Here is a 23348-nt window from a genome sequence, read left to right as displayed (position 1 = left end):
AATTAATAGAATTGTGTATAAATTTAACAATTATTGAAGATAGACATGTATTTAATCACATATAATCCACTTAATTTGTGGATATTTTTTCAGAAAATTGTGGATTATGTGGATATCACTGTTAATATTCTGATTTTACCTTCTATTGAGAGCGCATTCTTTTGTGGATAACATAACAAAAAACCCTCTTTCAAATAAAAAGAGGGTTTCACATTACGTAAAAGATTGAGCAAGAGCTGGAGATTTCATTGGCATATGATTAGATTGTTCATGATTCTCTTCTAAAATTGCATCAACAATATGAGAGGCTGGTTCTGGACGATAAATGCTTCTCATCGCTTCCTTCATTTGTAAAAGCTTCATATCATCTTCTAACAACGCTTTCGTTTTCACAAAAATCTCAGCATCTTCACGAACTACAACTGCTGCTCCTTTTTTCTCAAAGTATAGTGCATTTTCATTTTCTTGTCCTGGTACAGGTTTGTATAAAATGACAGGTACTTGTAAAGCAGCTGCTTCACTCAATGTGATGCCTCCCGGTTTCGTAATCATACAAGAAGTGACACGGAATAACTCATCGATATTTTCAACATAGCCAAATACTTTCAGTACTTCCGGATCCTGTTCCTGCAGTCCTAACAATTCCTGTTTTAGGGCATCATTTTTTCCGCACACAACAGCTACTTGCAGATTAGGCACTGACATAAATGATTGGCATAATTCCTTTACATTTCCTAATACACCATGAGCCCCTGCTACAATAAGCAAAATCTTTTTCTCTCGAGATAACTGATATTTATTATATATAAGTTCTGAATTCATAGTTAACTCAAAGTTTCTACGAATCGGAATCCCTGTTTCCACAATTTGCTCTGAAGGCACACCGATTTCAACCATTACTTTTTTCACATGATCTGTTGCGACAAAATAACGATCTACTTCACGATGAATCCATATTTTATGCAAACAGAAATCTGTTAGCACATTATAAACAGGAATTGAAAAACCTGTTTGTTTTTTCAATTCCGGTACGGCAATAATCGGAAATGTATTAATAACAATGTCTGGTTTTTCCGCATGCAGGAGTGCTTTTAAACGCTTTCTCCCAAAGTTTGCATACCACGATGCGATTTTTTTATCATAAATTTTCTCTACACCGTAATAAAACAAACGATATAACTCTTTACCTATTGTATAACTTTTTAAATATAGATATTTTGTAATGTCCGTTATGACCGGATGTGATTCTCCAAATAGATCACAAACAATCACATCTTTAATTCCTTTTTGACGAAATGTTTGTTCTAATGTTTTTGCTACTTGCACATGACCATTACCGTAATGTGCAGTTAATATTAAAACCTTGGGGTTTTTTATCAAACAAATCCACTCCTAGCTTTTTCGCTTTCCCGTATTGCATATACGACAATAGGAAAAACATTTTCCTAAAAAAAATTACATGTTTGGATTCCAACACTTTCATGTTAGCTATGTACCTGTCGTGGATATGCAAAGCATATAAGATTGACCCCTTAATCCTATCTGTGCTCATATCTTTATATTATACTTTCCTATAAGAGCTTTCGCAATAACTTACAAATAATCATACTTCATGATACTCGCCCTGCTACTTCTTAATTCTTGTTACTATTTGGTTTTCCCTTTACAATTATGTAAATTTATCCTTTTATTTCTTTACAAAAATATGGATATTCTACTTTCAGTATACTCTTTTCTTTAGATATACTCTAGATTTTATTAAAAGAAAACAAAAAGTCTAATCCATTTGGATTAGACTGCTTGTAAAATATTTTTTGCATTTTGAACATTTTTTTCTGTTGGAGGTTCTACACCTTCAAGAGGATATTTATGTCCAAGTGCTTCCCATTTATATACACCAAGCTTGTGATATGGTAAGACTTCTACTTTCTTTACGTTAGAAAGACTTTGAATGAAGTTAGATAATCCCTGCAAATCTTCTTCTCTATCAGTAACACCTGGAACTAATACGTGTCTTACCCAAATTGGTTTTTGTTTATCAGATAAATAACGAGCAAATTGTAAAATGTGTTCGTTCGTTTTACCAGTTAATTTACGGTGCTTTTTAGGATTGATATGTTTTAAATCTAATAATACTAAATCTGTATAGTCCATTAAAATATCTAATTTTTTTTGGAACTCTGGCTCTTCAGAATAGCAACCGCCTGAAGAATCAATTGTCGTATGAATTCCGATTTCTTTACATTTCTTAAATAACTCAATTAAAAAATCTAACTGCAGTAAAGGTTCTCCACCACTCACTGTGATGCCGCCTCCGGAAGCTTCAATAAAAGGAAGGTAACATGCAACATCCTGTATCACTTCTTCAACTGTTATTTCTTTTCCTTTACCGATCTCCCATGTATCAGCATTATGACAATATTGGCAGCGTAATAGACACCCTTGTGTAAATATGACATAACGAATTCCTGGGCCATCAACAGTACCACAAGACTCTACAGAATGAATTCTTCCTTTTACCATGTTAACTTCCTCCTCTATTGAAACAGCCTCCCTCTGTTTTTATAAAAGCAGAGGGAAACTTTTTACTTACATACTCTCATGCATTGTACGGTTAATTACATCGATTTGTTGTTCACGAGTTAATTTAATGAAGTTAACTGCGTAACCAGATACACGAATTGTTAATTGTGGATATTTTTCAGGATGTTCCATTGCATCCATTAATGTTTCACGGTTAAATACGTTAATATTTAAGTGATGTCCTTCTTTAACCGCATATCCATCAAGCATAGATACTAAGTTTTTAACTTGTACATCTTCTTCTTTACCAAGCGCTTTTGGAATAATTGAGAATGTATTAGAAATACCATCTTGCGCATCTTCATAAGGTAATTTTGCAACAGATAATAGTGATGCTAGTGCACCTTTTGTATCGCGTCCATGCATAGGGTTTGCACCTGGCGCAAACGGTTCACCAGTACGACGACCGTCTGGAGTGTTACCTGTTTTCTTACCATATACAACGTTAGATGTAATAGTTAAGATTGACATTGTATGAACAGAATTACGGTATGTTTTATGTTTACGAAGCTTGTTCATAAATGTTTTTACAAGATCTACTGCAATTTCATCTACACGATCATCATTGTTACCGTATTTAGGGAAATCACCTTCGATTTCGAAGTCAACTGCAATACCATTTTCATCACGAATTGGTTTTACTTTTGCGTATTTAATTGCACTTAAAGAGTCAGCTACTACAGATAAGCCAGCGATACCTGTTGCCATTGTACGAAGAACATTTGTATCATGAAGTGCCATTTCAATACGTTCATAACTATATTTATCGTGCATATAATGGATAACATTTAATGTGTTTAAATATAAACCTGCTAGCCATTCCATTGTCATATCAAATTTATGCATAACTTCTTCGTAATCTAATACTTCAGAAGTGATAGGTGCAAATTCAGGTCCAATTTGTTCTTTTGATTTTTCATCTTTACCGCCATTAATTGCATATAGTAGTGTCTTAGCTAAGTTTGCACGAGCTCCGAAGAACTGCATTTGCTTACCAATTCTCATTGCAGACACACAACAAGCAATACCGTAATCATCGCCATACTCTGGGCGCATAATGTCATCATTTTCATATTGAATTGCAGATGTTTTAATAGACATTTTCGCACAGTAGTTTTTAAAGTTCTGTGGTAATTGTTTAGACCAAAGAACTGTTAAGTTTGGCTCTGGAGCTGGTCCTAAGTTATCTAATGTGTGCAAGAAGCGGAATGAGTTTTTCGTTACTAATGGGCGACCATCAAGTGCAATACCACCGATAGATTCAGTTACCCAAGTTGGGTCACCAGAGAACAATTCATTGTAATCAGGTGTTCTTGCGAATTTTACAAGACGTAATTTCATGATGAAGTGATCAACAATTTCTTGCGCTTCTTCTTCTGTTAATATACCATTTTCAATATCTCTTTCAATGAAGATATCTAAGAATGTAGAAGTACGTCCAAGGCTCATTGCTGCCCCGTTTTGTTCTTTAATTGCTGCAAGATAAGCGAAGTATAACCATTGGAATGCTTCTTGTGCATTTGTTGCTGGTTTAGAAATATCAAAACCATGAGAAGCTGCCATTTGTTTTAACTCTTGAAGTGCACGCATTTGCTCAGATAACTCTTCGCGTAAACGCATTGTATCTTCGCTCATTACGCCACCAGTTAAATTTAAATCTTCTTTTTTCGCTTCTATTAAGCGATCAACACCATATAATGCTACGCGGCGATAGTCACCAATAATACGGCCACGGCCATATGCATCTGGAAGACCCGTAATAACGCCAGATTTACGAGCTGCTCTCATTTCAGGAGTATAAGCATCGAATACACCTTGGTTATGCGTTTTGCGCCAATCTCTGAAAATACGGCTAAGTTCTTTATCCATTTCGTATCCATAAGATTCACAAGCTTGCTCTGCCATACGAATACCACCGTATGGTTGTAAAGAACGTTTAAATGGTTTATCTGTTTGGAAACCAACTACTTTTTCAGTATCTTTATTTAAATATCCAGGACCATGAGATGTAATAGAAGAAACAATGCTTGTATCCATATCAAGGACGCCACCATTATCACGTTCTTGTTTCGTTAAATCCATTACTTGATTCCAAAGTTGTTTCGTTGCTTCTGTTGCTTCCGTTAAGAAAGATTCGTCCCCCTCGAAAACGTTTACATTATTTAAAATGAAATCGCGGACATCAATCTCTGCTTTCCACTTTTCACCTTTAAAGTTTGTCCATGCGTTTTTTACATTTTCTAATACTTGAGTCATCCTAATCTCCTCCATTTTTGATTAGTACAGGACTAAGATTTTTTATATAACAGCTTACACATTTAGAATACTACTTTTTTGAAAAAGTGAACGAGATAGTTGTGACACAATTGTGAAATATTGAGCAAACTACTATACGCGTAGTGTTAACTTCAATTTAAACTCTTTAAAATTAAGACTTTCCTGAATTGTATTTTTTTGGTATTATTATAAATGAATCCTATTCTGTGGTATAAAGAGTCATACCCATTTCAAACTGTAATACCCTTATCTCTTATTCTGTTATAGTTTTTCTAAAACAGAATAAAAAAGAAGTGTACCTATTTGGTACACTTCTTTTCATAATGAATGAGATATAACTTCTGATTAAATTGAGTCTTAATCTAGAATAACGAGGATAACGTTTTAGATGTTTTTTAATTTTTCAAGGTTATAATTGCAGCCACAGCGTAATATACCGCTCGCTGTAACTCTGTATGTTCCGCTACAGATACTGTAACAAGTGATCCCCCACTTGCAGAGAAATATTGAATCGCTTCTAACGGAAGCCCGTCTTCTTTCACATCAATATAAGTTCCATCTTGCCATTTTCCTTTTTGTAATGTACCTGATAAATCTCCTGTAACTTTCCCGATTTCTTTTCCTTCAGATGATAGGAAGCTCCACTCCCATTTTGTTAAGCTTAACAATTGATTGAATTCACCGATTCTCTCTCCCATTATGCTATAAAATGTATATGAATTCCGTACACCTCTTTTCTTCTTAATTACTAACAGCTCTTCACCTAATTCATTTAATAAATAAAATTGTTGCTCATTCATTCCTTTAAAGAAAAAGGATAAGATACTTTTCCATATCGTTTGAATTTTAGAATCATATTTTTCTTTGAGCATCCCCATTGTATTTCCCTCTAGCCCAAAGTATGTAACTGCCGTAAAAAAATTAGTTTCCCTACGAACTACAAATCTTCTTTGCTCCAACAATAAGGAAATTTCTTTCCCTTGAACAATCTTTTCTATCCTCTTAGCTCTGCTCTTTTCTACCAAACTATAAATCAATAGAATACACGCTGGTAACATAATACTTATTAATTCTAGAATCCCCTTTTCCGAACTAAGAAGTGTTCCATTTTGATATTCCACTACGCATCCAATCACAATAATAATCCATACAATAATAGCTAAAAGTAAAGTTCGCCTCGCATTACGTGCATGATGCTTATGAATACTCATAACCTCCTCCTTCCTTTCCATTTTTTTCATTATCTCAATAAATAGATTCTGCCTCAACGCATAAAAAAAGACTACCCCAGAGGATAATCTCTTACACTTCAATATGCTGTAGCATTGTATAAATATCATTATTAAGCGTACCAAATGATTTAATATTATTTTGAATATTAGATAATAAAATAACATACACATTCCCACTTCTACTAAATCCATTTAAGCAATTCCATCCAGGCATTACACCATGATTAGAGTAACTTCCCGGATTTACATACCAACCAAATCCATAATCTTTTTTAAATGCTGTAAACATTTGATCATAGCTCTCTTTAGATATTAGCTTCCCAGAAAATAGTGCTTCATTAAATAAATATAAATCATTTGCACTCGTATATATATCACCATTTCCATATAATTGTGACATATTTGGAATAGCAGGAACTGTCATATTATTATTTACAACCTTGTAACCAGTCGAAGGATACTTTGTTTTCTCTAATCCCGTTCCGAAACCTGATTGTTTCATCCCTACAACATCAAAAATATGTTGTTTAATATACTCTTCTAACGGTTGCCCGCTAACTTTTTCAACGATGTAACCAAGTATTGAGTAATTTGAATCCGAATACTTCCATTTTTCACCTGGATTAAACAAACGTTTTTGTTGCCCAATTCGCTTCAACAATTCCTCGTGAGAAATATCGCCTTCTCCTGCCTCATATTCAGGAATTCCCGATGTGTGTGTCAATAGATGAACTAACTTTACTTCGTTACCTCTCGGAAAATCAGGAATATATTTTGCTATTGTATCTTCTGTTTGAAGTTTATTTTGATCTTTTAGCTGCATAATCGCTGTAGCTACAAATGCCTTTGAAATTGAACCAATATAAAATGTTGTTTGTGAATTATTCGGTATTTTTTTCTCTTGATTTGCCATCCCGTAACCCTTATTCAAAAGTACTTTACCATTTTTCACAACAACTGCTGTTCCACTAAAATTTTTATCTTTTAAATAATTGTCTAACTCAGCATTCTCGTTAATTTCTTGTGGCGGGCCTTCGACAGGTTTTTCCACTGCCTTTGCTTGCTGCGTGCCTTCTGGAGGTTGTTCTGGAGGTTGTTCTAATTGTTTTTGTTCTAATTGTTTTTGTTCCGTTTCTTTCTTTACTTCTGTCGTTGCTTTTAACGTATTCTCTTTTTTAGTATGTGCAGTAATTTTTGTATATACGAAATATACAAGCAAAAACAATACAATAAGAATGCTCGTTCTTTTTATATACGTAACCGGTCTACGAGCTTTCATACTTGCACTATCCTTTTCTTCATTCATGATTCTTTTTTCCCCTTACTGACCAAATAATTTAATCACTTCACAAAAATATAACCTTTAAATTCCCCTAACTATTGGAAATTCCATTTCATACCTTTCTTACTTTATCATGTGATGAAATTATAACCAACCAATATGTTTGAAAAAAGAAAAGAATTTTTTTAAAAGTAAGATTCCCTATATAAAAAAGAGAATATCCTCTAAAAGACTAGTCTAATCCAGCCTTTAGGGATATCCTCTTATCTAATTATTTATACATGTTTCTTCATGTCATCAGCGACAGACTCAACGTTTGTACCTACGATAACCTGTACGCTTGTATTACTTAATTTCATAACACCTTTTGCACCGGCACGTTTTAATGCTGGCTCATTTACTAAGTTTGCATCTTTCACTTGCAAACGCAAGCGAGTTGCACAGTTATCAATAACTGTTAAGTTGTCTTTTCCACCTAATGCTGCCACGTAAGTTTCACCGATAGAACCTGCTACTGGTGCATCTCCCTCTACAGCTAACTCATCGTCATCTTCACGACCTGGAGTTTTCAAGTTGAACTTCTTAATTAAGAAATAGAATACTACAAAGTAAATTGCTGCATAAATTAAACCAATTCCCGCTAATAATAACGGTTTTGTTGCAATACCGAAGTTTAAGAAGTAATCAATCGCACCGGCACTGAATGAGAAACCATCGTGAATGCCAAGTGTTGTTGTTACAAATAAAGAAATACCAGTTAATACAGCATGGATACCGTATAATACTGGTGATAAGAACATGAATGAGAATTCAATTGGTTCTGTAATACCAGTTAAAAATGATGTTAAAGCAAGCCCACCTAACATCCCTGTAACCATTTTACGTTTTTCTGGTTTAGCTGCTGCAATCATTGCAAAACATGCTGCTGGTAAACCGAACATCATGATTGGGAAGAAACCAGTCATAAACATACCAGCTGATGGGTCTTGTGCAAAGAATCGTGCAATATCACCATGAACAACATCGCCGGCTGCATTTGTAAAGTCACCAAGTACAAACCAGAAATATGTGTTCATTACATGGTGTAAACCAATTGGAATTAATAAACGGTTTAATAAACCGAATAACCCTGCACCGATTGCATCTAAGTTTACAATGCCGTGCGCTACTGTATCAATACCACTTTGGATTGTTGGCCAAATTTGACCAAATACTAATCCTAGAAGAAGCATAACGATAGAAGTAATAATTGGTACAAAACGTTTTCCTGCAAAGAACCCTAACCATTCTGGTAATTTGATTTTATGGAACTTGTTATATAATAATCCAGCAACAACCCCAGCGATAATACCGCCTAGTATGGCCATATTTATCTTTGGCGTTAACGCTGCCGCTTTTGAAACTTTTGTCATTGTATCCGCTAACTTACTTGGATCAACTGATCCTAATAAGTCTTGAACACCCTTTAATTTATCATTTAGCTCTGCAGCAGAATACCCTTTACTTAATGTATCAGTTGTATTCTTCATAACTAAATAGCCAATTGCACCAGCAAGACCTGCGGCACCACTACCATCAACAGACAGACCGATTGCAACACCAATTGCAAAAATAAGTGCTAAGTTATCAAAGATTGCTGCACCGGCCTGTGCCATAACAGGAATATCGAACACGTCTGGTTGTCCTAAACGAAGCAATAATCCTGCTGCTGGTAGCACTGCGATTGGAAGCATTAATGCTTTACCAATACGTTGTAAAAACTGCAACATTGTAATTCCTCCTATTCAATTTATGAAATCGTTACCATTATAAATACGTTTAGAAAACGCTTTCTATTACATAATCATAATAACATATAGTTGTATAGATGTGTAGTTTTTATTTACGAACTTTTTATGGATATCCTTTCTATTTTCAAACTGTTATATAAAAGGGAGTTTCTCCCTCCTATTAACAAATAAAATCAAAAATAAGATAACAGAACCTATATAAATCGTGGCTATGAAAAGAATAAAAATGGCCTTTACTCGTTTACTTTCTTTATTTTTACTTGGCATGGAACAGCTCTAACCGCTTCTATGCATGACCGGCTCTTCTATCCCACCTAAAAAAGGGTTTATATCTATTTTTCAATTTGTATTCAAGACAGAAGTTTCATTTTATCATTCCACTTTTTCATGTTATTATTTATTTCCGAGTTTATTGGGAAACGTAAACTTAGTGAAAAAGGAACAGGAGCGTTGGTATTATGCAGTGCATCGAGACAAACAACTTACAACAGTTGCTAGAACAAGTAAAACCCTATACAAAAAAAGGGAAACTTGCTACCTATATCCCCGAACTAGAAAATGCAAACCCAGACGATTTAGGGATTGCTATCTACCATAAAGAGACCGAATACGTCCATGCTGGAAACTCGCAGACACTTTTTACTCTTCAAAGTATTTCAAAGGTAATCACACTCGCTCTTGCACTTTTAGATTGTGGTGAAGAATATGTATTCTCTAAAGTTGGGATGGAACCAACTGGTGACCCATTTAATTCTATTATTAAACTAGAAACAACTAGCCCTTCTAAACCTCTTAATCCAATGATTAACGCAGGTGCGTTAGCTATTACAAGCATGCTTACAGGAGATAGTAACGAAGAGAAGATGGAACGAATTCTTCGCTTTGTACGTGATATCACAGACAATCCTACAATTAACTACTCTTCCAAAGTAGCCATCTCTGAACTAGAAACTGCTTACTTAAATCGATCTCTTTGCTACTATATGAAGCAAAACGGCATCATTGATGGTAATATCGAAGAATTAATGGACTTATACACACGCCAATGTGCAATTGAAGTAAATTGCATTGATCTAGCACGTATTGGTTTAATTTTTGCAATGGATGGCTACGATCCATATAAGAAAAAACAAATTATCCCAAAACATATCACAAAAATTTGTAAAACCTTTATGGTAACTTGCGGCATGTACAATGAATCTGGAGAATTTGCGATTCGTGTTGGAATCCCCGCAAAAAGCGGTGTCGCTGGTGGAATTTTCGGTTGTGTAAAAGGAGAAATGGGAATCGGTATTTTCGGACCAGCTCTAGATGCAAATGGAAATAGTATTGCTGGATTTAAAATATTAGAATTGCTTTCTGCTCAAGAAGGTTGGAGCATTTTTTAAAAAGGGGTCCTAATGACGATTTTCGGCATTACTTATAATTAAATTTCAAATTCCAACAAATAAAAAAGTTATCCTCCCCCACTTCGATAGGATAACTTTTTTTATTATGCATATTTGCTCCCCCTTCCCGAATAATATAGTACAACCTAACGCTATACGGTGGAGGTGTAAAAGAAATGAAACTCATTTTTCAAATGGAGGAACAACCTGTCCTAGAGAAAACGATTCTTCTTTTTATACTTAGTATTGTAGAAAGCTTAAAACTGAAAGTTGTTTCCCCCGATGAAGCTTATCGATACATATTCAATTTAGAAGTATTGGAATTATTAATGGATCGAAATATTGATGATCAAGTTCTAGAGCTTATTCATTTTGGCATGGGGCTTGAAGACATTCATCATGTCCTCCCCGAAGAACTTGAACCAAGTATTGAAGAGTTAAAATGGCGTTGTATTCAAGCGCTTGGTGAATATGAAATGTATGAAGAATCACAACAGCTAATTGAAGATATACGCTAAAAAAGCACCTATATAGGTGCTTTAATGTTTCTTTAAACTATTTTTATACGTTTCAATATTAACAGGTAGTTCTTCTTCTTCTAATGTATGCTCATTCACATCTTTATGAATGAACGCCCCTTTAGGTGGCTGATGATCATGACCTTTTTTCTTATGATCAAACGCTTTACCACGTCCCATATTCATACCCCTTTCTAAAAAGAAATCACTGTTAGTATGAAGTTAAGCGTGTCGATATATGCAGTGGTTTGTTATATTTCCGCGGAAATACTCAAATATTGTTTTCAATCTCATTTTATATCAATTGATCGATTCCGATTAGAATCAATAAAATCCCAGCAATAATTGTTGCCCATCTCCCTCAGTATTCCGCCAAAAATCTTTTCCCTATATACGAAAAAACGCTCATACAAACGAAACTAAATATTCCAGAAATAATAGTAAGTAAGTTATCCTTCATATTCAGGATGTTTATGACGTTGACATCCAAATAAATAACAATCTGTAGCGATTGGTATTTCAAATTCTATTTGTGGAATATATCCAGACATAATCTTCTCTATCACATGATTATATTCTTCTTTATTAGAAATTAATTCGCTCACACGCTCTTCTTTATCACTTTCTGTCCATCCTTTATCACACTCCTCATCTAGAACATCTTGAATGAGTTCATTTGTCTGTTCGATTACCTTACTGATGATTTCTTGGGCGGATGTTAAAGAACTCATTTTCAGTAGGCAATAAACATATCTGCTTATCCAACGAGGTTCATCCGAATACACTTTCCAACCTTTTTCAAACCAGACAATTGCTTCTTTAAAACACTCCATTTCTATATATAATTCTGTAACTTCAATTTCTCCTATAAAGTTCTCATCTTCTTCTGAAAACAAATCTAATTTACGCTTCGCTTCTGTTGTATTCCCCATTTCAATCAAACATTTAATATGACCGTACATATAATAATCCGAGTTACTTGCACCCATAAGCAAGTATTCTGATGCTTCTTTTAACTCTCTAAGATAATAATTCGCTATCCCTAAATTTTTGTATGCTTCCATAGATGGCTGAATTGTAATAGACTGAAGCAAAATAGAAGAAGCATCCCCCTACATTTTTTTCTTTATATAAATTTCCCCTAGAAGATTATATGAAAAATGCGAGGATGGCTTCATCTCTATAACTTCTTTCATCAATTCAAAGGCGGTTTCAGTGTCTTCTTCTTCATAGATATAAATCCAAGCAAGGTTGTTTAACGATTGAACATTTCTTGCTACTTGCACGGCTTTTTTGAACAATTTTAGCGACTCTTCATATTCATTTGTCTCAAGTAATTCAATTGCCAGTTCATTCAAATTCACTTACATTTCCCCTTTTGTATATTTCACATTATTTTAACATCTGTATATTTTCGGGTAATAAAAAAATCGTACAAACATTAACGTTTGTACGATTCCACGACAGGTACTTTTATGTTACATGACGTACCTTAGCAATTTATTAACAAAACCTTAAAATTCTCTTATTTTTGTGTATGACACCATTCGTATATAAAAGCGGTGATTACTTTCGTAAACTCAACTAACTGACTCATTTCAACTTTTTCATTTACAGAATGCGCTTCTTCTAACGTACCAGGTCCATAAATAACAGCTGGAATATTAAACTCGCTAAACCATCCACCATCTGTTACTGTCGCGGACATATCAAGAACTGAACTCCGCTTTAACGTAGACTCATGTATCGAAGTCAGTTTCTGTACCGCCGGATGTTCCTTCTCTACTTCTAATGAAGGAAATATTTCACCACGATCAACAATCATCGATTCTCCGCCCCATTCAAACTGTGGTGGATTTTCACGAAGCCATGGATCAGCCGCAGCCACCCTACCAATATACTCTTCAATTTCTTTCGCAATCTGATCATGTGTTTCATTTGGATAGAAGTGTACCGTAATCCAGAGTCTGCACTCGTCTGCAACAAACGCTGCATGACGACCACCTTCAATAACAGCTGGGTTAATCGTTGTTGTTCCAAATGGATACCCTTCATATGTTTTCATTACCGCCCAGTGTCTCTCTAACTCTTGCAAGCCTTGCAAAACTTTCATCATTTTTTCAATCGCACTTGCTCCAAATAGGCGGCCACCAGCATGAATCATTTGTCTACGCGTTGCATCATGAAATGTTTGCAGACTTTTTACTGTAATCCACCCTGTAATAACGCCACCTTGACCTTGCATATGTAAATCACTCGTATCCACAACGACTGCAAAATCCGCGTTATAACCTCGCTTACAACATTGGAGTGTTCCTGCTTCTCCGACTTCTTCTCCAATTACCGACTGAAAGATTAAATCCCCAGGCAATTCAATTCCTGCTTCTTGTAAAAGCTGGATTGCAAATAAAGCCCCAGCTAATCCACCTTTCATATCAGCCGCACCACGACCAACTAACCATCCATCTTTTATAAATGGTTCAAAGGGGCTAGTTTCCCAGTTCTCATCTGCCGATACTTCCGCAACATCCATATGTCCGTTGATAATTAAGCTTTTATGGGAATTTCCTGCCGTCCCCTTCTTCACCCCAACGACATTTGGATCACCTGGGTATACATCCCATGTATCAATTGTAAAATCATACTCTTTCAAGAAAGCAGCAATAAATTGTTGTGCCTCACTTGTATTTCTTGCTGGTGGTGCTGGTGTTTCAAAACGGATTAATGTTTTTGTAAGTTCTAATAGTTCTTCTTTCCTTAAATCGATTTGTTCGAGTAGCTGTGAGACTGCCTCATTCATTACAAATTCCCCTTTGCATACATAGTATGTTTCAGCTTTTATTTTTACAAAAAAAGAGACTGTTTACAATTTAACAGTCTCTAATAATCCATAACTTAAGATGAATCTCATCACAAACTTTGCGCTTCTGTTGTATTCGTCTTTTCAATACGTTCCATAGCCTTTTTCTTATTTGTTGTAATCCGATAAAATAGCAAACAGACAATCATAAATGGAATACCACAATACAGTGCCATTCGTTGTTCCGGAATAAATGCCATACTAACAATTACCGTTAAGTTTAATACTAAAGCAAGAAGTGGGACAAATGGATACAATGGGGTTTTAAATTTCAAGTCCTTAATATCCCCGCCTTGCTTTATGTATGTTCTTCTAGCCAAAAGGTTAGATAAAGCGATAGATGCCCAGACTAATATTGCACCGAATCCCGCAATAGAGAGAAGCCATAAATAAACTGTATCCTCTGCATAAATACCTGATAATAAAGAGAGACAACCTACAATAGTACTTACAATTAATGCATAAATTGGAACACCTTTTTTCGATAACTTACCAAAAATCGGACTAATCATTCCTTGATTAGACATAGACCATAGCATACGAGAAGTTGCATATAATCCAGAATTTGCCACTGATAGTACCGCGGTAATAATAACGAAATTTATAATATCTGCTGCATAAGGGATACCAATTTTATCAAATACAACTACGAATGGACTTTCTATCACTCCTGCTTGTTGCCAAGGGAATAGCCCCGCAAGTATAAAAATGGAAAGTACAAAGAAAACGAGTATACGCCAAACTGTATTATTAATAGCTTTGGGAATGGTTTTCTCTGGGTTCTCACTCTCTCCAGCCGCGATACCAACTAATTCTGTTCCCTGAAAGGAAAAATTAACTGCAATCATTGTAATTAAAATAGCTGTTAGCCCATTTGGAAACAGCCCTCCGTAATCAGTAAAGCTAGAAAACATTGGCGCCGGTTCATTCCCTTTCATATCTAGGAAACCAAACATAGCTGCCCCGCCTAAAATAATAAATGCAACAATTGTAATTACTTTAATACTAGCAAACCAAAACTCGACCTCTGCAAAACTTCTTGAAGATAACGCATTAATAGCAAAAAGTAGAACGGCAAAAACTACGCACCAAATCCACGATGATACATCTGGAAACCAACGTTTCATTAAGATACTAACTGCTATCAACTCAATCCCTATCGTAGCGGACCAGTTTAACCATGACATCCATCCCACTACATAGCCTACTGCAGGTGAAATATGCTTTGTAGCATATGTTTGATAAGACCCTGCATCAGGCATAGCAACCGCCAACTCTCCAAGACAGAGCATCGTTAAATACATAACAAATCCTCCAACAAGATAAGCTACAATCGCTCCTCCAGGCCCAGCTTCATGGATGGTATAACCGGATCCTAAAAAAAGCCCGGTACCAATTACTCCTCCAAGTGCAATCATAAATAAATGTCGACTTTTCAACTCCCGTTTTAATTCCTGGTTTTGATTTGTCATATAAATCCCCCTTTTATTTTTACAAGAATGCACTAATGTAAACGCTTTAAAATATAAAAATAATAACTCCACTTTTACTACACACCAGAGATGAACCGTAATACAATAATCATTTAGTAACCCTTCTTATGATTTAATTGGCATTTTCATAAATGAAAAGAATTGTTTAGAAGAGTGCTAGGAACTAGTACATAATCCCCATAGCTTGTGTTAATCACTACCTGTTATTAACATGTCATCTCTTACTGCTATTAATCGTGTTTTATTGGTAATACTTTGTCCCTCTTCCACTTCTAACAATACGATATCACCACTGATTCCTACTTTAATTTCCACTTTCTCTTTATCTATTGTTTCAATTAACGCTAACTTCTCCCACTCATATACATAAGAACTTTCAGTAACAAATAATTTCTCTACTTTCCCATAACAAGGACTGTATACGTTTTCTATAACTGCCTTCATTTTGTAACCTCCTCTTTCTTATTAAATGTTGCTAAAAAGTTATACACTTTATAAAACTTTCAACTCACCCCTAGTATTTTAATTTAGAGCTTTCATTTACTATGAATGCAAAATGCATACCAACTTCAATTCCCTTGTAAAATTAGAGATGTTTACAAAAAAACTTAATAAGTGCAAAATTTTTTCTATCATTTTTAAGTTTTTAATCGGAAAAAGCGCAAAAATTTTTGCGCTTTTGATGAAATTTTAATAAAATTATAAAAAGTCAGTCTTCATAGGGTATAACAAGGAGAAGATGATACATGCATACAGAAGAAATCAATTTCAAAAAATTAGTTGAGATGAATATGCTATATGAAAATTTACTCAATGAACTTGATATTGGGATCCATATTATTAATGAGGAAAGTAAAACGGTAATCTACAATCAGAAAATGATGGAAATCGAATCGATGGATCGTAAAGACATACTATACAAAAATCCTTTAGAGGTATTTGTATTTGAAGAGAATCAAACTAGCACTCTTATAGAGGCACTAAAACTCGGAAAAACTAAAAAAAACGTAAAACAGACTTATTTTAATAATAAAGGAAAAGAGATTACAACAATTAATGATACCTTCCCTATAATAGAAAATGGAAAAATCAAAGGTGCTGTTGAAATTTCAAAAGACATTACCCAATTAAAGTCGATGATGAAAACAAGTCTTAATCGAAGGCAAAACACTAAGTTTACCTTTAATCATATAATAGGTAATTCTAGAGCAACTCACTCGATTATTACAGAAGCAAAAAAAGTCACACGTACATCCTCTTCCATACTTATCGTAGGAGAAACAGGAACTGGGAAAGAATTATTTGCGCAAAGTATTCATAATGAAAGTCATCGTTCAACAAAGCCTTTTATCTCACAAAATTGCGCTGCTATACCAGAGACCCTAATGGAAAGTCTGTTATTCGGAACGAACAAAGGCGCTTTTACAGGTGCAATAGATAAACCTGGTTTATTTGAAGAAGCTAATGGCGGGACTTTATTGCTAGATGAAATTAACTCATTAAGTCCAGCTCTTCAAGCTAAATTATTGCGTGCTATACAAGATAAAACAATACGAAGAGTCGGAGGAGCACAAGAAAAAGAAGTAGATGTCCGAATCATAGCAACCATTAATGAGGACCCTGTTGAAGCCATAACACACAATCGATTAAGGAGAGACCTATATTATCGATTAAGCGTTGTAACTTTATTTTTACCACCTCTAAGAGAGCGAAAAGAAGATGTCCCCATGCTTGTTCATCATTTTATTGAAAAATATAATATCGAATTTGGCTTAAAAGTAAAAGGGATAGATTCAAACGTAAAAGACTGCTTTTATAACTACGATTGGCCTGGTAATGTAAGGGAGTTAGAACATATGATTGAAGGCTCTATGAACTTAATAGAAGATGAAGAATTCATTACAACGTTCCATATACCTAAACGCTTTTATGATCTAACCAAAAGAGAATTTGAAGTCCATCCATCGCTAACTAATCGGAATACAGATGATACGCCTAAACCTTTAAAATACACAATAAAAGAAATGGAAAAAGAATACATTCATCAAATTCTTAAAGAAAATAAAGGTAATATCTCACAAACAGCAAAATTTTTAGGGCTCAGTAGGCAAAACCTGCAATATCGATTAAAAAAATATAATTTAAACAGCTAAGAAGACCTATATATCATCTTGATTTCTTTACAATTTCTATAAGTACACTCAAAAAAAGGAAGGGTTGTTCCCCCTTCCTTTTTGATTTATATCTATATCAACTACCAAATTATCTAAAAATCTACCTTCTCCAAATACAATCCACTCGCATCCGCAAGACAGTTAATTTGATTTCGTTGTTTCGCTTCTAAAATTTGCGGGATCGCATCTGCATCTAACTGACCTAAGCCAACTTCTACTAAAGCCCCAACAATCTTTCTCACCATATTATGAAGAAATCCATTTCCGCTCACTCTAATTTGGATAAAACCTTCACTTTCTGCGACATCAAGCATATATACTTCCCGAACCATCGACTTTTTCTTAGATTTAGCATTTGAAAAAGCAGTAAAATCATGTGAACCAATTAAATATTGAGCTGCTTTTTGCATACTTTCAATATTTAACTTTTTTGGAACGTGCATGCTGTATTTACGCATAAATGGATTCGTATGTTCCTCATTCCAAATCTTATATAAATACGTTTTCGCTTTTGAGTTGTAGCGAGCATGGAAACGTTCAGGAACTTGCTCCACATCCGTAATACTAATATCGTTTGGTACGTATTGATTTAAATACTTTTTCACTTTCGTTTCTGCTAGTTTTTCATCAACCTTAAAGTTAGCTACTTGATTCAGGGCATGTACTCCTGCATCTGTTCTACTGCAACCAATGATTTCTATTTCTTGTCCAATCATTTCTGATAATACACTTTCGATTTTTCCTTGAATGGTATTATCGTTATTCCCAAGGCGCTGCCATCCCTTATAGCGGCCGCCGTCATATTGAATTGTTAATTTGTAGTTGTTCATTGTTTTCTGCTATTAAAAACATAGATATTTGCCTATTCATGTTTTTATTAACAGACTCACCGCCTTTCTTTTTCCGTTACATAAAACAAAAATTCTAAGTACTCTATGATGTTTTTCTTAATCTTCTTCTCATAGTAACACAAGGGAGCTCATTTAGTGTCTACTTCTGCCAATGTATTATGCGCATAGACTATACATATTAAATCAATAGTGTACAATCTAGTTCACGAACGCCATCCATGTTCCTGCAAGAACTTCTGCAACTCTTCTTTATGCTGTACATTTTTCTCCCACTCTTCGCACTCCTTTAGAAACTTCTTGGTCTACTGGTTATTAACACTTTCATTCTATTGACAAACATCCAAATTTGACCGACTCAACACTATAAAACCTGGTAAAAAGTAGTGAAAATTTAAGAATAATAAGGTAAACTAATCAATGGTTTTGGATGCAAAACACTAGTTTACAGTCGGTTGACGTTGATACCGGGATTATATTAGGTATGTGGAGGAAATATTTATGAACAACACAATAAATGAATCAGTTGAAGAGGTTGATAGAAAACGAGCAAACTCAAGCAAGCGTTTTAAAAATTGGAAGTTTGTCACAACGGGTGGCTTCGTTATACTTGCACTTCTAATTGGGGGAATGAGTTATTATCAGGCAACTCGTTTCAATTCACAGGTTACGATTAATGATACAAAGGTCGGCGGTCTAACTACTGATCAGGTAATGCAGAAATTAAAAACATCTGGATTAGAAAACAAGGTCTATGTCGGCCAACAACAAATTTTAGATGAAAAAGATACGCAAACGGAACTTACGGAAAAAGATTTGCCTCAAATTAAGAAGCTATTAAAAAGCCAGTGGACATTTTTCCCTTCCTCAAAGGAAAAAAATTATTCACTGCTACCGAAAAAGACGAATCAGTATCGAAGCGAAACGATGAAAAAAATTGTAGAAGAAAAACTCATCTCTACGAATAAAGATTTAAAAGCGCCTCAAGATGCTATGGCGAAGCTCGAACAGGGCAAGGCTTTTATCTCAAAAAGCGTTGACGGAGAACAGTATGATGTTGCTAGTCTATTAAAGGATTACGACAAGAAAAAGTATAAAAGTGAAATCCATTTAACCCCTGTATACATACAGCCTATTAAAGAAAACAATCCGATTATAAAAAAAGAGGAGAAAGCATTACAAGATCTTCTTCAACAAACCATTGATTATAAGGTACAAAATGAAGTTTACTCTTTAAAAGCTAAAGATCTAATTAAAAATGCCTCTATGTCAAAGGATATGAAAGTTACAATCGACGCGAGCGACATTAAGAACAAGATTGCTGAAATTAATAATTCTAAATCAACATTAAATAAAGACTTCACATTTAAAACCCATTCTGGTTCGGTCATATCAGTAAAAGGACAAGGCTATGGCTGGGCAATAAATGTTGAAAAAGAAGCAAAACGAATCCAAGAAGCCTTCGAAAAAGGGGAAAAATCGCTTTCCGCTTCTAATATTTACGGAAATGGCTGGAATAAAGAAGGCATCGGTTATGAAACAACAGCAAATAATGGCATTGGGGACACGTATGCGGAAGTGTCGATTGCAGAACAGCAAATTTGGATTTACAAAGATGGAAAATTGGCAGTCTCAACGAATGTAGTAACTGGTAAACATAGCACAAGTGAAGATACATCACCAGGTGTGTGGTATATCCTCTATAAACGATCACCGTACACACTCAAAGGCAGCGCAGTAGGTAAACCTGATTATTCCGTTAAAGTAGATTACTGGGCTCCGTTCACAAACAGCGGACAAGGGTTCCACGATGCCGGCTGGCGGACAAATTGGGCAAATAATGCCTATCTAACGGGTGGTTCGGGCGGATGTGTCAATCTCCCTCCTAGCATTGCTAAAACCGTATATGATAATCTCAGTACTTATGAACCCGTTATCGTGTACTAACAAATAGCAGTATCTCAAGTATTTTCTTTATAAAAATAAAGAAGCAAGAAATCCTAAGTAATTTTCTGCTTCTTTGTTTTTATTATTTATGTTCCGTACTTCTCCTGTGTAGGGGGGAAAAACAGTTATATACTTAAAACCAATTTACTCATAGTATTGTTCACCGTTACACCTGCAACGGTGAACCTTTTATTTAACCCTAGTACTAACTCTAACTTTTTTTAACTTCCCTTATATATTCCCATGTCTCTCCTTTATCTTTCGATTGATAAAGTGCGCTACTACCGCCATTATAATCTCCATCTGCTCCTTGTCCAACTAACATATTAAAAACTCCATCTTTCTCATAAGGCATACCTGGAGAATCAAAAGGACTTATAGACTGTCCACTATCTAACTTTACTTCACGAGGTGTATAATTTACCTTTTTAAAAGATATGCCCCCATCATCTGTACGATATAACTCTCCGTTAGTACTAGAAGGGTGGATTGCTCCTAAAAATCCAAGTTTATCATTTATAAAAGTTATTCCTGATACACTACCAATTCCTCCGATGAATGGGTCTGTATTTATAACCTCCCATGTTTTACCTCCATCAATCGTCTTGCTTAGCGAGTAAAAAGCACTACCTAATGCTTTATCTGTAATACTTAGTTTATAACCAACTTCTTTCGATAGGAAAAACTGTTCCTTGTTATTCGTTACACCCTTCTCTTTGGAGCTCTTTTGATTTGAATTACTGTTTGGTTTACTCCAATTTTGGTCACCTATTAAGTTATATCTAGCAGGTACTAACTCTTTCTCTTTTCCAGGGACGAATATAGATACAGTATATCCAATGATTTCAGAAGCTGCTTCTTCAAGTTTATGCTCCTTACCATCCTCATTAATATTAATAATTCCCTCTGTATTGTATCCCCAATTCCTTTTCCCGTAATAAATCAATCCATACTTACTTTCATTCCACTTACTAACTGTTCGCTTAACTGGAATAGCCTTAACCGTTTTAATTAGAGGTTCTACTAGTTTATCATCATCATAATCAGGATTTGCATACCCATCTTGTATTACAGTAATATCTTCTGACTTCTTCTTATCATAAGCTATTAAATAAGTTTCCTCTTTCCCATCAGCATTTTTCCCATAAACAAATGTATCAAACGCTGTGATTGTTCCATCTGAACGAAATGTAAGATCAAAATCAGTTGCCATATATAATTTCTTTGGCAAAGGATATTTTTTATTTATATCTTCAAAAATACCTTCTACTCCATATTCATATATATTATTATGTTTAAATTTAATTGATCTTTCATATTTTAACCTTTCTATAAACCATGCAAGTTTGCCATTATAATTTGTTGCACTTTTATAAATCTGTACCCCATAAAATGATGTGATTACAACAATAATGATAATAGAAATGTATTTCCATGCAGTTAAATTAGTTAATTTTTTAGATTCATATTCTCTATCTTTTATAATTTTCATTGTAGTAAATGTAATGATAGATATAAAAAATACTATACATAATAATAAAATATAAATATTATAATTCATTCTTCCGTACATACAGAATAAAGCTAACTCATAACAAAAAATCCAGTATCCAATTATTAATATTGGGTTTGTTAATAATGATATAAGTATCCTTTTTGCATTTTTCCTAAATATAAAAATCACTCCTAATTAAATTGTTTATCTTTATCTATATTGAGTATACTTCGTTCCACCCAATATTTGTATAATCCTTTAATCAGCATATTATTTAATTACATGCGAATTAAAATTAAAGTAATCGGAATTGATATAGTAATGAAAAAAAATAAAAAAGCACTCCATCATACACAAAGATCAGTGCTAATTTCTTAATTCTAATTTTTATTAAAATTATTCCGATAGACCTAAAATAAACAATCCGCTTTTAAAATCAAATCACTATCGGTTACTTATACTTATGATGCGGTTCTCCGTAACGCATCTAAATGAGGTACTTTAGAGTGCCTACCATCTAGCCGTTCTGGCGTTAATATAAAAATTTTTATAGCCATGATTTTCTAACGCCGTTCTAATATTTTTTTAAAGGTTACAATGCTTAGACATCTCATCTAATCCTTTTTGTTTTTTGAATGAATCCTCGATATTAATGCCAGCCTATTGTGTTCACTTCTAAAGCCGATTTACAATTTAAATTCATTACTTAACCGCAAAAAGCGGCCCTCATTGTTTTAAAAGAAGTGTTAGTTGTCTTCTTTTAAAAATAGTAGTAGCGAGGTACATTCCGTATGTATAGAGTTTATTTGCAACATAAATTGCTAGTCGATAAGCAAGAGCCTCTCTACCATGAAGGCTCTTGCTCACTGTTACATTTGTATTAAATAGTAATGAAGAACAATCTAAGTGTTATTGTCCAGATGGTTCTTTGTTTGGTTCTTTGTTTGGTTCTTTCACTGGCTCTTTGCTTGGTTCTTTCACTGGCTCTTTGCTTGGTTCTTTCACTGGCTCTTTGCTTGGTTCTTTCACCGGCTCTTTAGCTTTTCCTGGACCTTCGCCTGCTCCCGGACCTTTACCTGCTCCTGGACCTTCACCTGCTCCCGGACCTTCACCTGCTCCTGGACCCTCACCTGCTCCTGGACCTTCACCTGCTCCCGGACCTTTGCCTGCTCCCGGACCTTTGCCTGCTCCTGGACCTTCACCTGCTCCCGGACCTTCACCTGCTCCTGGACCCTCACCTGCTCCCGGACCTTTGCCTGCTCCCGGACCTTTGCCTGCTCCTGGACCCTCACCTGCTCCTAGACCCTCACCTGCTCCCGGACCTTTGCCTGCTCCTGGACCCTCACCTGCTCCCGGACCTTTGCCTGCTCCTGGACCCTCACCTGCTCCCGGACCTTTGCCTGCTCCCGGACCTTTGCCTGCTCCTGGACCCTCACCTGCTCCCGGACCTTTGCCTGCTCC

General features: G+C 35.1%; 16 protein-coding genes and 4 pseudogenes. 4 read left to right on the top strand and 16 right to left on the bottom strand.

Translation table 11 applies throughout. The features are described 5' to 3' along the window. Positions 1 to 213: 213 nt before the first annotated feature. The 6 genes from HRG09_RS22010 to nagE all read right to left on the bottom strand — a co-directional run bounded on the left by HRG09_RS22010 (position 214) and on the right by nagE (position 9143). On the bottom strand, positions 214 to 1380 hold the full coding sequence (locus tag HRG09_RS22010) for a diglucosyl diacylglycerol synthase (protein WP_174102945.1): 1167 nt from the start codon (positions 1378 to 1380) through the stop codon (positions 214 to 216). 411 nt (positions 1381 to 1791) lie between these two features. Next, on the bottom strand, positions 1792 to 2523 hold the full coding sequence (pflA, locus tag HRG09_RS22005; protein ID WP_174102944.1) for a pyruvate formate-lyase-activating protein: 732 nt from the start codon (positions 2521 to 2523) through the stop codon (positions 1792 to 1794). 66 nt (positions 2524 to 2589) lie between these two features. Next, positions 2590 to 4839, bottom strand: coding sequence for a formate C-acetyltransferase (pflB, locus tag HRG09_RS22000; protein WP_174102943.1), 2250 nt, complete (start codon positions 4837 to 4839; stop codon positions 2590 to 2592). A gap of 416 nt (positions 4840 to 5255) precedes the next feature. Beyond that, the gene (locus HRG09_RS21995; protein ID WP_174102942.1) at positions 5256 to 6071 is read right to left on the bottom strand and encodes a sugar ABC transporter ATP-binding protein; all 816 of its coding nucleotides are present in this window, start codon (positions 6069 to 6071) and stop codon (positions 5256 to 5258) included. 91 nt (positions 6072 to 6162) lie between these two features. Then, positions 6163 to 7398, bottom strand: a complete 1236-nt coding sequence (locus tag HRG09_RS21990; protein WP_174102941.1) for a serine hydrolase domain-containing protein — start codon at positions 7396 to 7398, stop codon at positions 6163 to 6165. A gap of 251 nt (positions 7399 to 7649) precedes the next feature. After that, the gene (gene nagE, locus HRG09_RS21985) at positions 7650 to 9143 is read right to left on the bottom strand and encodes an N-acetylglucosamine-specific PTS transporter subunit IIBC (RefSeq protein WP_174102940.1); all 1494 of its coding nucleotides are present in this window, start codon (positions 9141 to 9143) and stop codon (positions 7650 to 7652) included. Between the two features lie 479 nt (positions 9144 to 9622). On the opposite strand from nagE, the gene glsA reads away from it, so the two are divergent. Both glsA and HRG09_RS21975 read left to right on the top strand, forming a co-directional pair. Continuing rightward, positions 9623 to 10552, top strand: coding sequence for a glutaminase A (gene glsA / locus HRG09_RS21980; protein ID WP_174102939.1), 930 nt, complete (start codon positions 9623 to 9625; stop codon positions 10550 to 10552). A 176-nt stretch (positions 10553 to 10728) separates the two neighbouring features. Continuing rightward, positions 10729 to 11070, top strand: coding sequence for a DUF3969 family protein (locus HRG09_RS21975; protein ID WP_174102938.1), 342 nt, complete (start codon positions 10729 to 10731; stop codon positions 11068 to 11070). A gap of 21 nt (positions 11071 to 11091) precedes the next feature. Here HRG09_RS21975 and HRG09_RS21970 read toward each other — a convergent pair whose 3' ends face one another. From HRG09_RS21970 to HRG09_RS21945, 6 genes and pseudogenes are all read right to left on the bottom strand, one after another. Further along, positions 11092 to 11250, bottom strand: coding sequence for a hypothetical protein (locus HRG09_RS21970; protein ID WP_000532411.1), 159 nt, complete (start codon positions 11248 to 11250; stop codon positions 11092 to 11094). Positions 11251 to 11365: 115 nt separating this feature from the next. Beyond that, positions 11366 to 11512 (bottom strand): annotated as a pseudogene (locus tag HRG09_RS21965) (sporulation membrane protein YtaF); the annotation flags it as partial. Between the two features lie 7 nt (positions 11513 to 11519). Beyond that, positions 11520 to 12434, bottom strand: a pseudogene (locus tag HRG09_RS21960) (tetratricopeptide repeat protein). Between the two features lie 161 nt (positions 12435 to 12595). Further along, positions 12596 to 13870 carry an acetylornithine deacetylase gene (locus HRG09_RS21955; protein WP_174102937.1) on the bottom strand — a complete coding sequence of 425 codons (1275 nt, stop codon included), beginning with the start codon at positions 13868 to 13870 and terminating at the stop codon, positions 12596 to 12598. Positions 13871 to 13980: 110 nt separating this feature from the next. Then, positions 13981 to 15402, bottom strand: a complete 1422-nt coding sequence (locus HRG09_RS21950; RefSeq protein ID WP_174102936.1) for an amino acid permease — start codon at positions 15400 to 15402, stop codon at positions 13981 to 13983. A 210-nt stretch (positions 15403 to 15612) separates the two neighbouring features. Beyond that, on the bottom strand, positions 15613 to 15867 hold the full coding sequence (locus HRG09_RS21945; protein WP_174102935.1) for a biotin/lipoyl attachment domain-containing protein: 255 nt from the start codon (positions 15865 to 15867) through the stop codon (positions 15613 to 15615). Between the two features lie 302 nt (positions 15868 to 16169). On the opposite strand from HRG09_RS21945, the gene HRG09_RS21940 reads away from it, so the two are divergent. Then, positions 16170 to 17576 (top strand): sigma-54 interaction domain-containing protein, encoded by a 1407-nt coding sequence (locus HRG09_RS21940; protein WP_174102934.1) that lies wholly within the window; start codon positions 16170 to 16172, stop codon positions 17574 to 17576. A gap of 113 nt (positions 17577 to 17689) precedes the next feature. On the opposite strand, the gene truA is transcribed toward HRG09_RS21940, so the two are convergent. Together truA and HRG09_RS29845 are read right to left on the bottom strand one after the other, a co-directional pair. Then, the gene (gene truA / locus HRG09_RS21935) at positions 17690 to 18427 is read right to left on the bottom strand and encodes a tRNA pseudouridine(38-40) synthase TruA (RefSeq protein WP_174102933.1); all 738 of its coding nucleotides are present in this window, start codon (positions 18425 to 18427) and stop codon (positions 17690 to 17692) included. 224 nt (positions 18428 to 18651) lie between these two features. Beyond that, positions 18652 to 18750: pseudogene (locus tag HRG09_RS29845) on the bottom strand (DnaD domain-containing protein); the annotation flags it as partial. Positions 18751 to 18946: 196 nt separating this feature from the next. On the opposite strand from HRG09_RS29845, the gene HRG09_RS21930 reads away from it, so the two are divergent. Then, positions 18947 to 20392 carry a L,D-transpeptidase family protein gene (locus tag HRG09_RS21930; RefSeq protein WP_174102932.1) on the top strand — a complete coding sequence of 482 codons (1446 nt, stop codon included), beginning with the start codon at positions 18947 to 18949 and terminating at the stop codon, positions 20390 to 20392. A 211-nt stretch (positions 20393 to 20603) separates the two neighbouring features. Here HRG09_RS21930 and HRG09_RS21925 read toward each other — a convergent pair whose 3' ends face one another. Further along, a complete protein-coding gene (locus HRG09_RS21925) occupies positions 20604 to 22076 on the bottom strand; it encodes a WD40/YVTN/BNR-like repeat-containing protein (RefSeq protein WP_174102931.1) in 1473 nt (490 codons plus the stop codon). A 720-nt stretch (positions 22077 to 22796) separates the two neighbouring features. Beyond that, a pseudogene (locus tag HRG09_RS21920) lies at positions 22797 to 23348 on the bottom strand (hypothetical protein); the annotation flags it as partial.

The organism is Bacillus sp. Xin1 (assembly GCF_013314535.1).
GTDB lineage: Bacteria > Bacillota > Bacilli > Bacillales > Bacillaceae_G > Bacillus_A.
The sequence above is the reverse complement of the archived record's forward strand: the minus strand, read 5'-3'. Positions and strand labels throughout refer to the sequence as shown.

Bases quoted from the DNA above. Each gene is read 5' to 3' on its own strand.
- nagE (WP_174102940.1), bottom strand. From the start codon at position 9,143: ATGTTGCAGTTTTTACAACGTATTGGTAAAGCATTAATGCTTCCAATC.
- HRG09_RS21940 (WP_174102934.1), top strand. From the start codon at position 16,170: ATGCATACAGAAGAAATCAATTTCAAAAAATTAGTTGAGATGAATATG.
- HRG09_RS21945 (WP_174102935.1), bottom strand. From the start codon at position 15,867: ATGAAGGCAGTTATAGAAAACGTATACAGTCCTTGTTATGGGAAAGTA.
- HRG09_RS21975 (WP_174102938.1), top strand. From the start codon at position 10,729: ATGAAACTCATTTTTCAAATGGAGGAACAACCTGTCCTAGAGAAAACG.
- HRG09_RS21990 (WP_174102941.1), bottom strand. From the start codon at position 7,398: ATGAATGAAGAAAAGGATAGTGCAAGTATGAAAGCTCGTAGACCGGTT.
- pflB (WP_174102943.1), bottom strand. From the start codon at position 4,839: ATGACTCAAGTATTAGAAAATGTAAAAAACGCATGGACAAACTTTAAA.
- glsA (WP_174102939.1), top strand. From the start codon at position 9,623: ATGCAGTGCATCGAGACAAACAACTTACAACAGTTGCTAGAACAAGTA.
- truA (WP_174102933.1), bottom strand. From the start codon at position 18,427: ATGAACAACTACAAATTAACAATTCAATATGACGGCGGCCGCTATAAG.
- HRG09_RS21950 (WP_174102936.1), bottom strand. From the start codon at position 15,402: ATGACAAATCAAAACCAGGAATTAAAACGGGAGTTGAAAAGTCGACAT.
- pflA (WP_174102944.1), bottom strand. From the start codon at position 2,523: ATGGTAAAAGGAAGAATTCATTCTGTAGAGTCTTGTGGTACTGTTGAT.
- HRG09_RS21930 (WP_174102932.1), top strand. From the start codon at position 18,947: ATGAACAACACAATAAATGAATCAGTTGAAGAGGTTGATAGAAAACGA.
- HRG09_RS21955 (WP_174102937.1), bottom strand. From the start codon at position 13,870: ATGAATGAGGCAGTCTCACAGCTACTCGAACAAATCGATTTAAGGAAA.
- HRG09_RS21970 (WP_000532411.1), bottom strand. From the start codon at position 11,250: ATGGGACGTGGTAAAGCGTTTGATCATAAGAAAAAAGGTCATGATCAT.
- HRG09_RS21995 (WP_174102942.1), bottom strand. From the start codon at position 6,071: ATGAGTATTCATAAGCATCATGCACGTAATGCGAGGCGAACTTTACTT.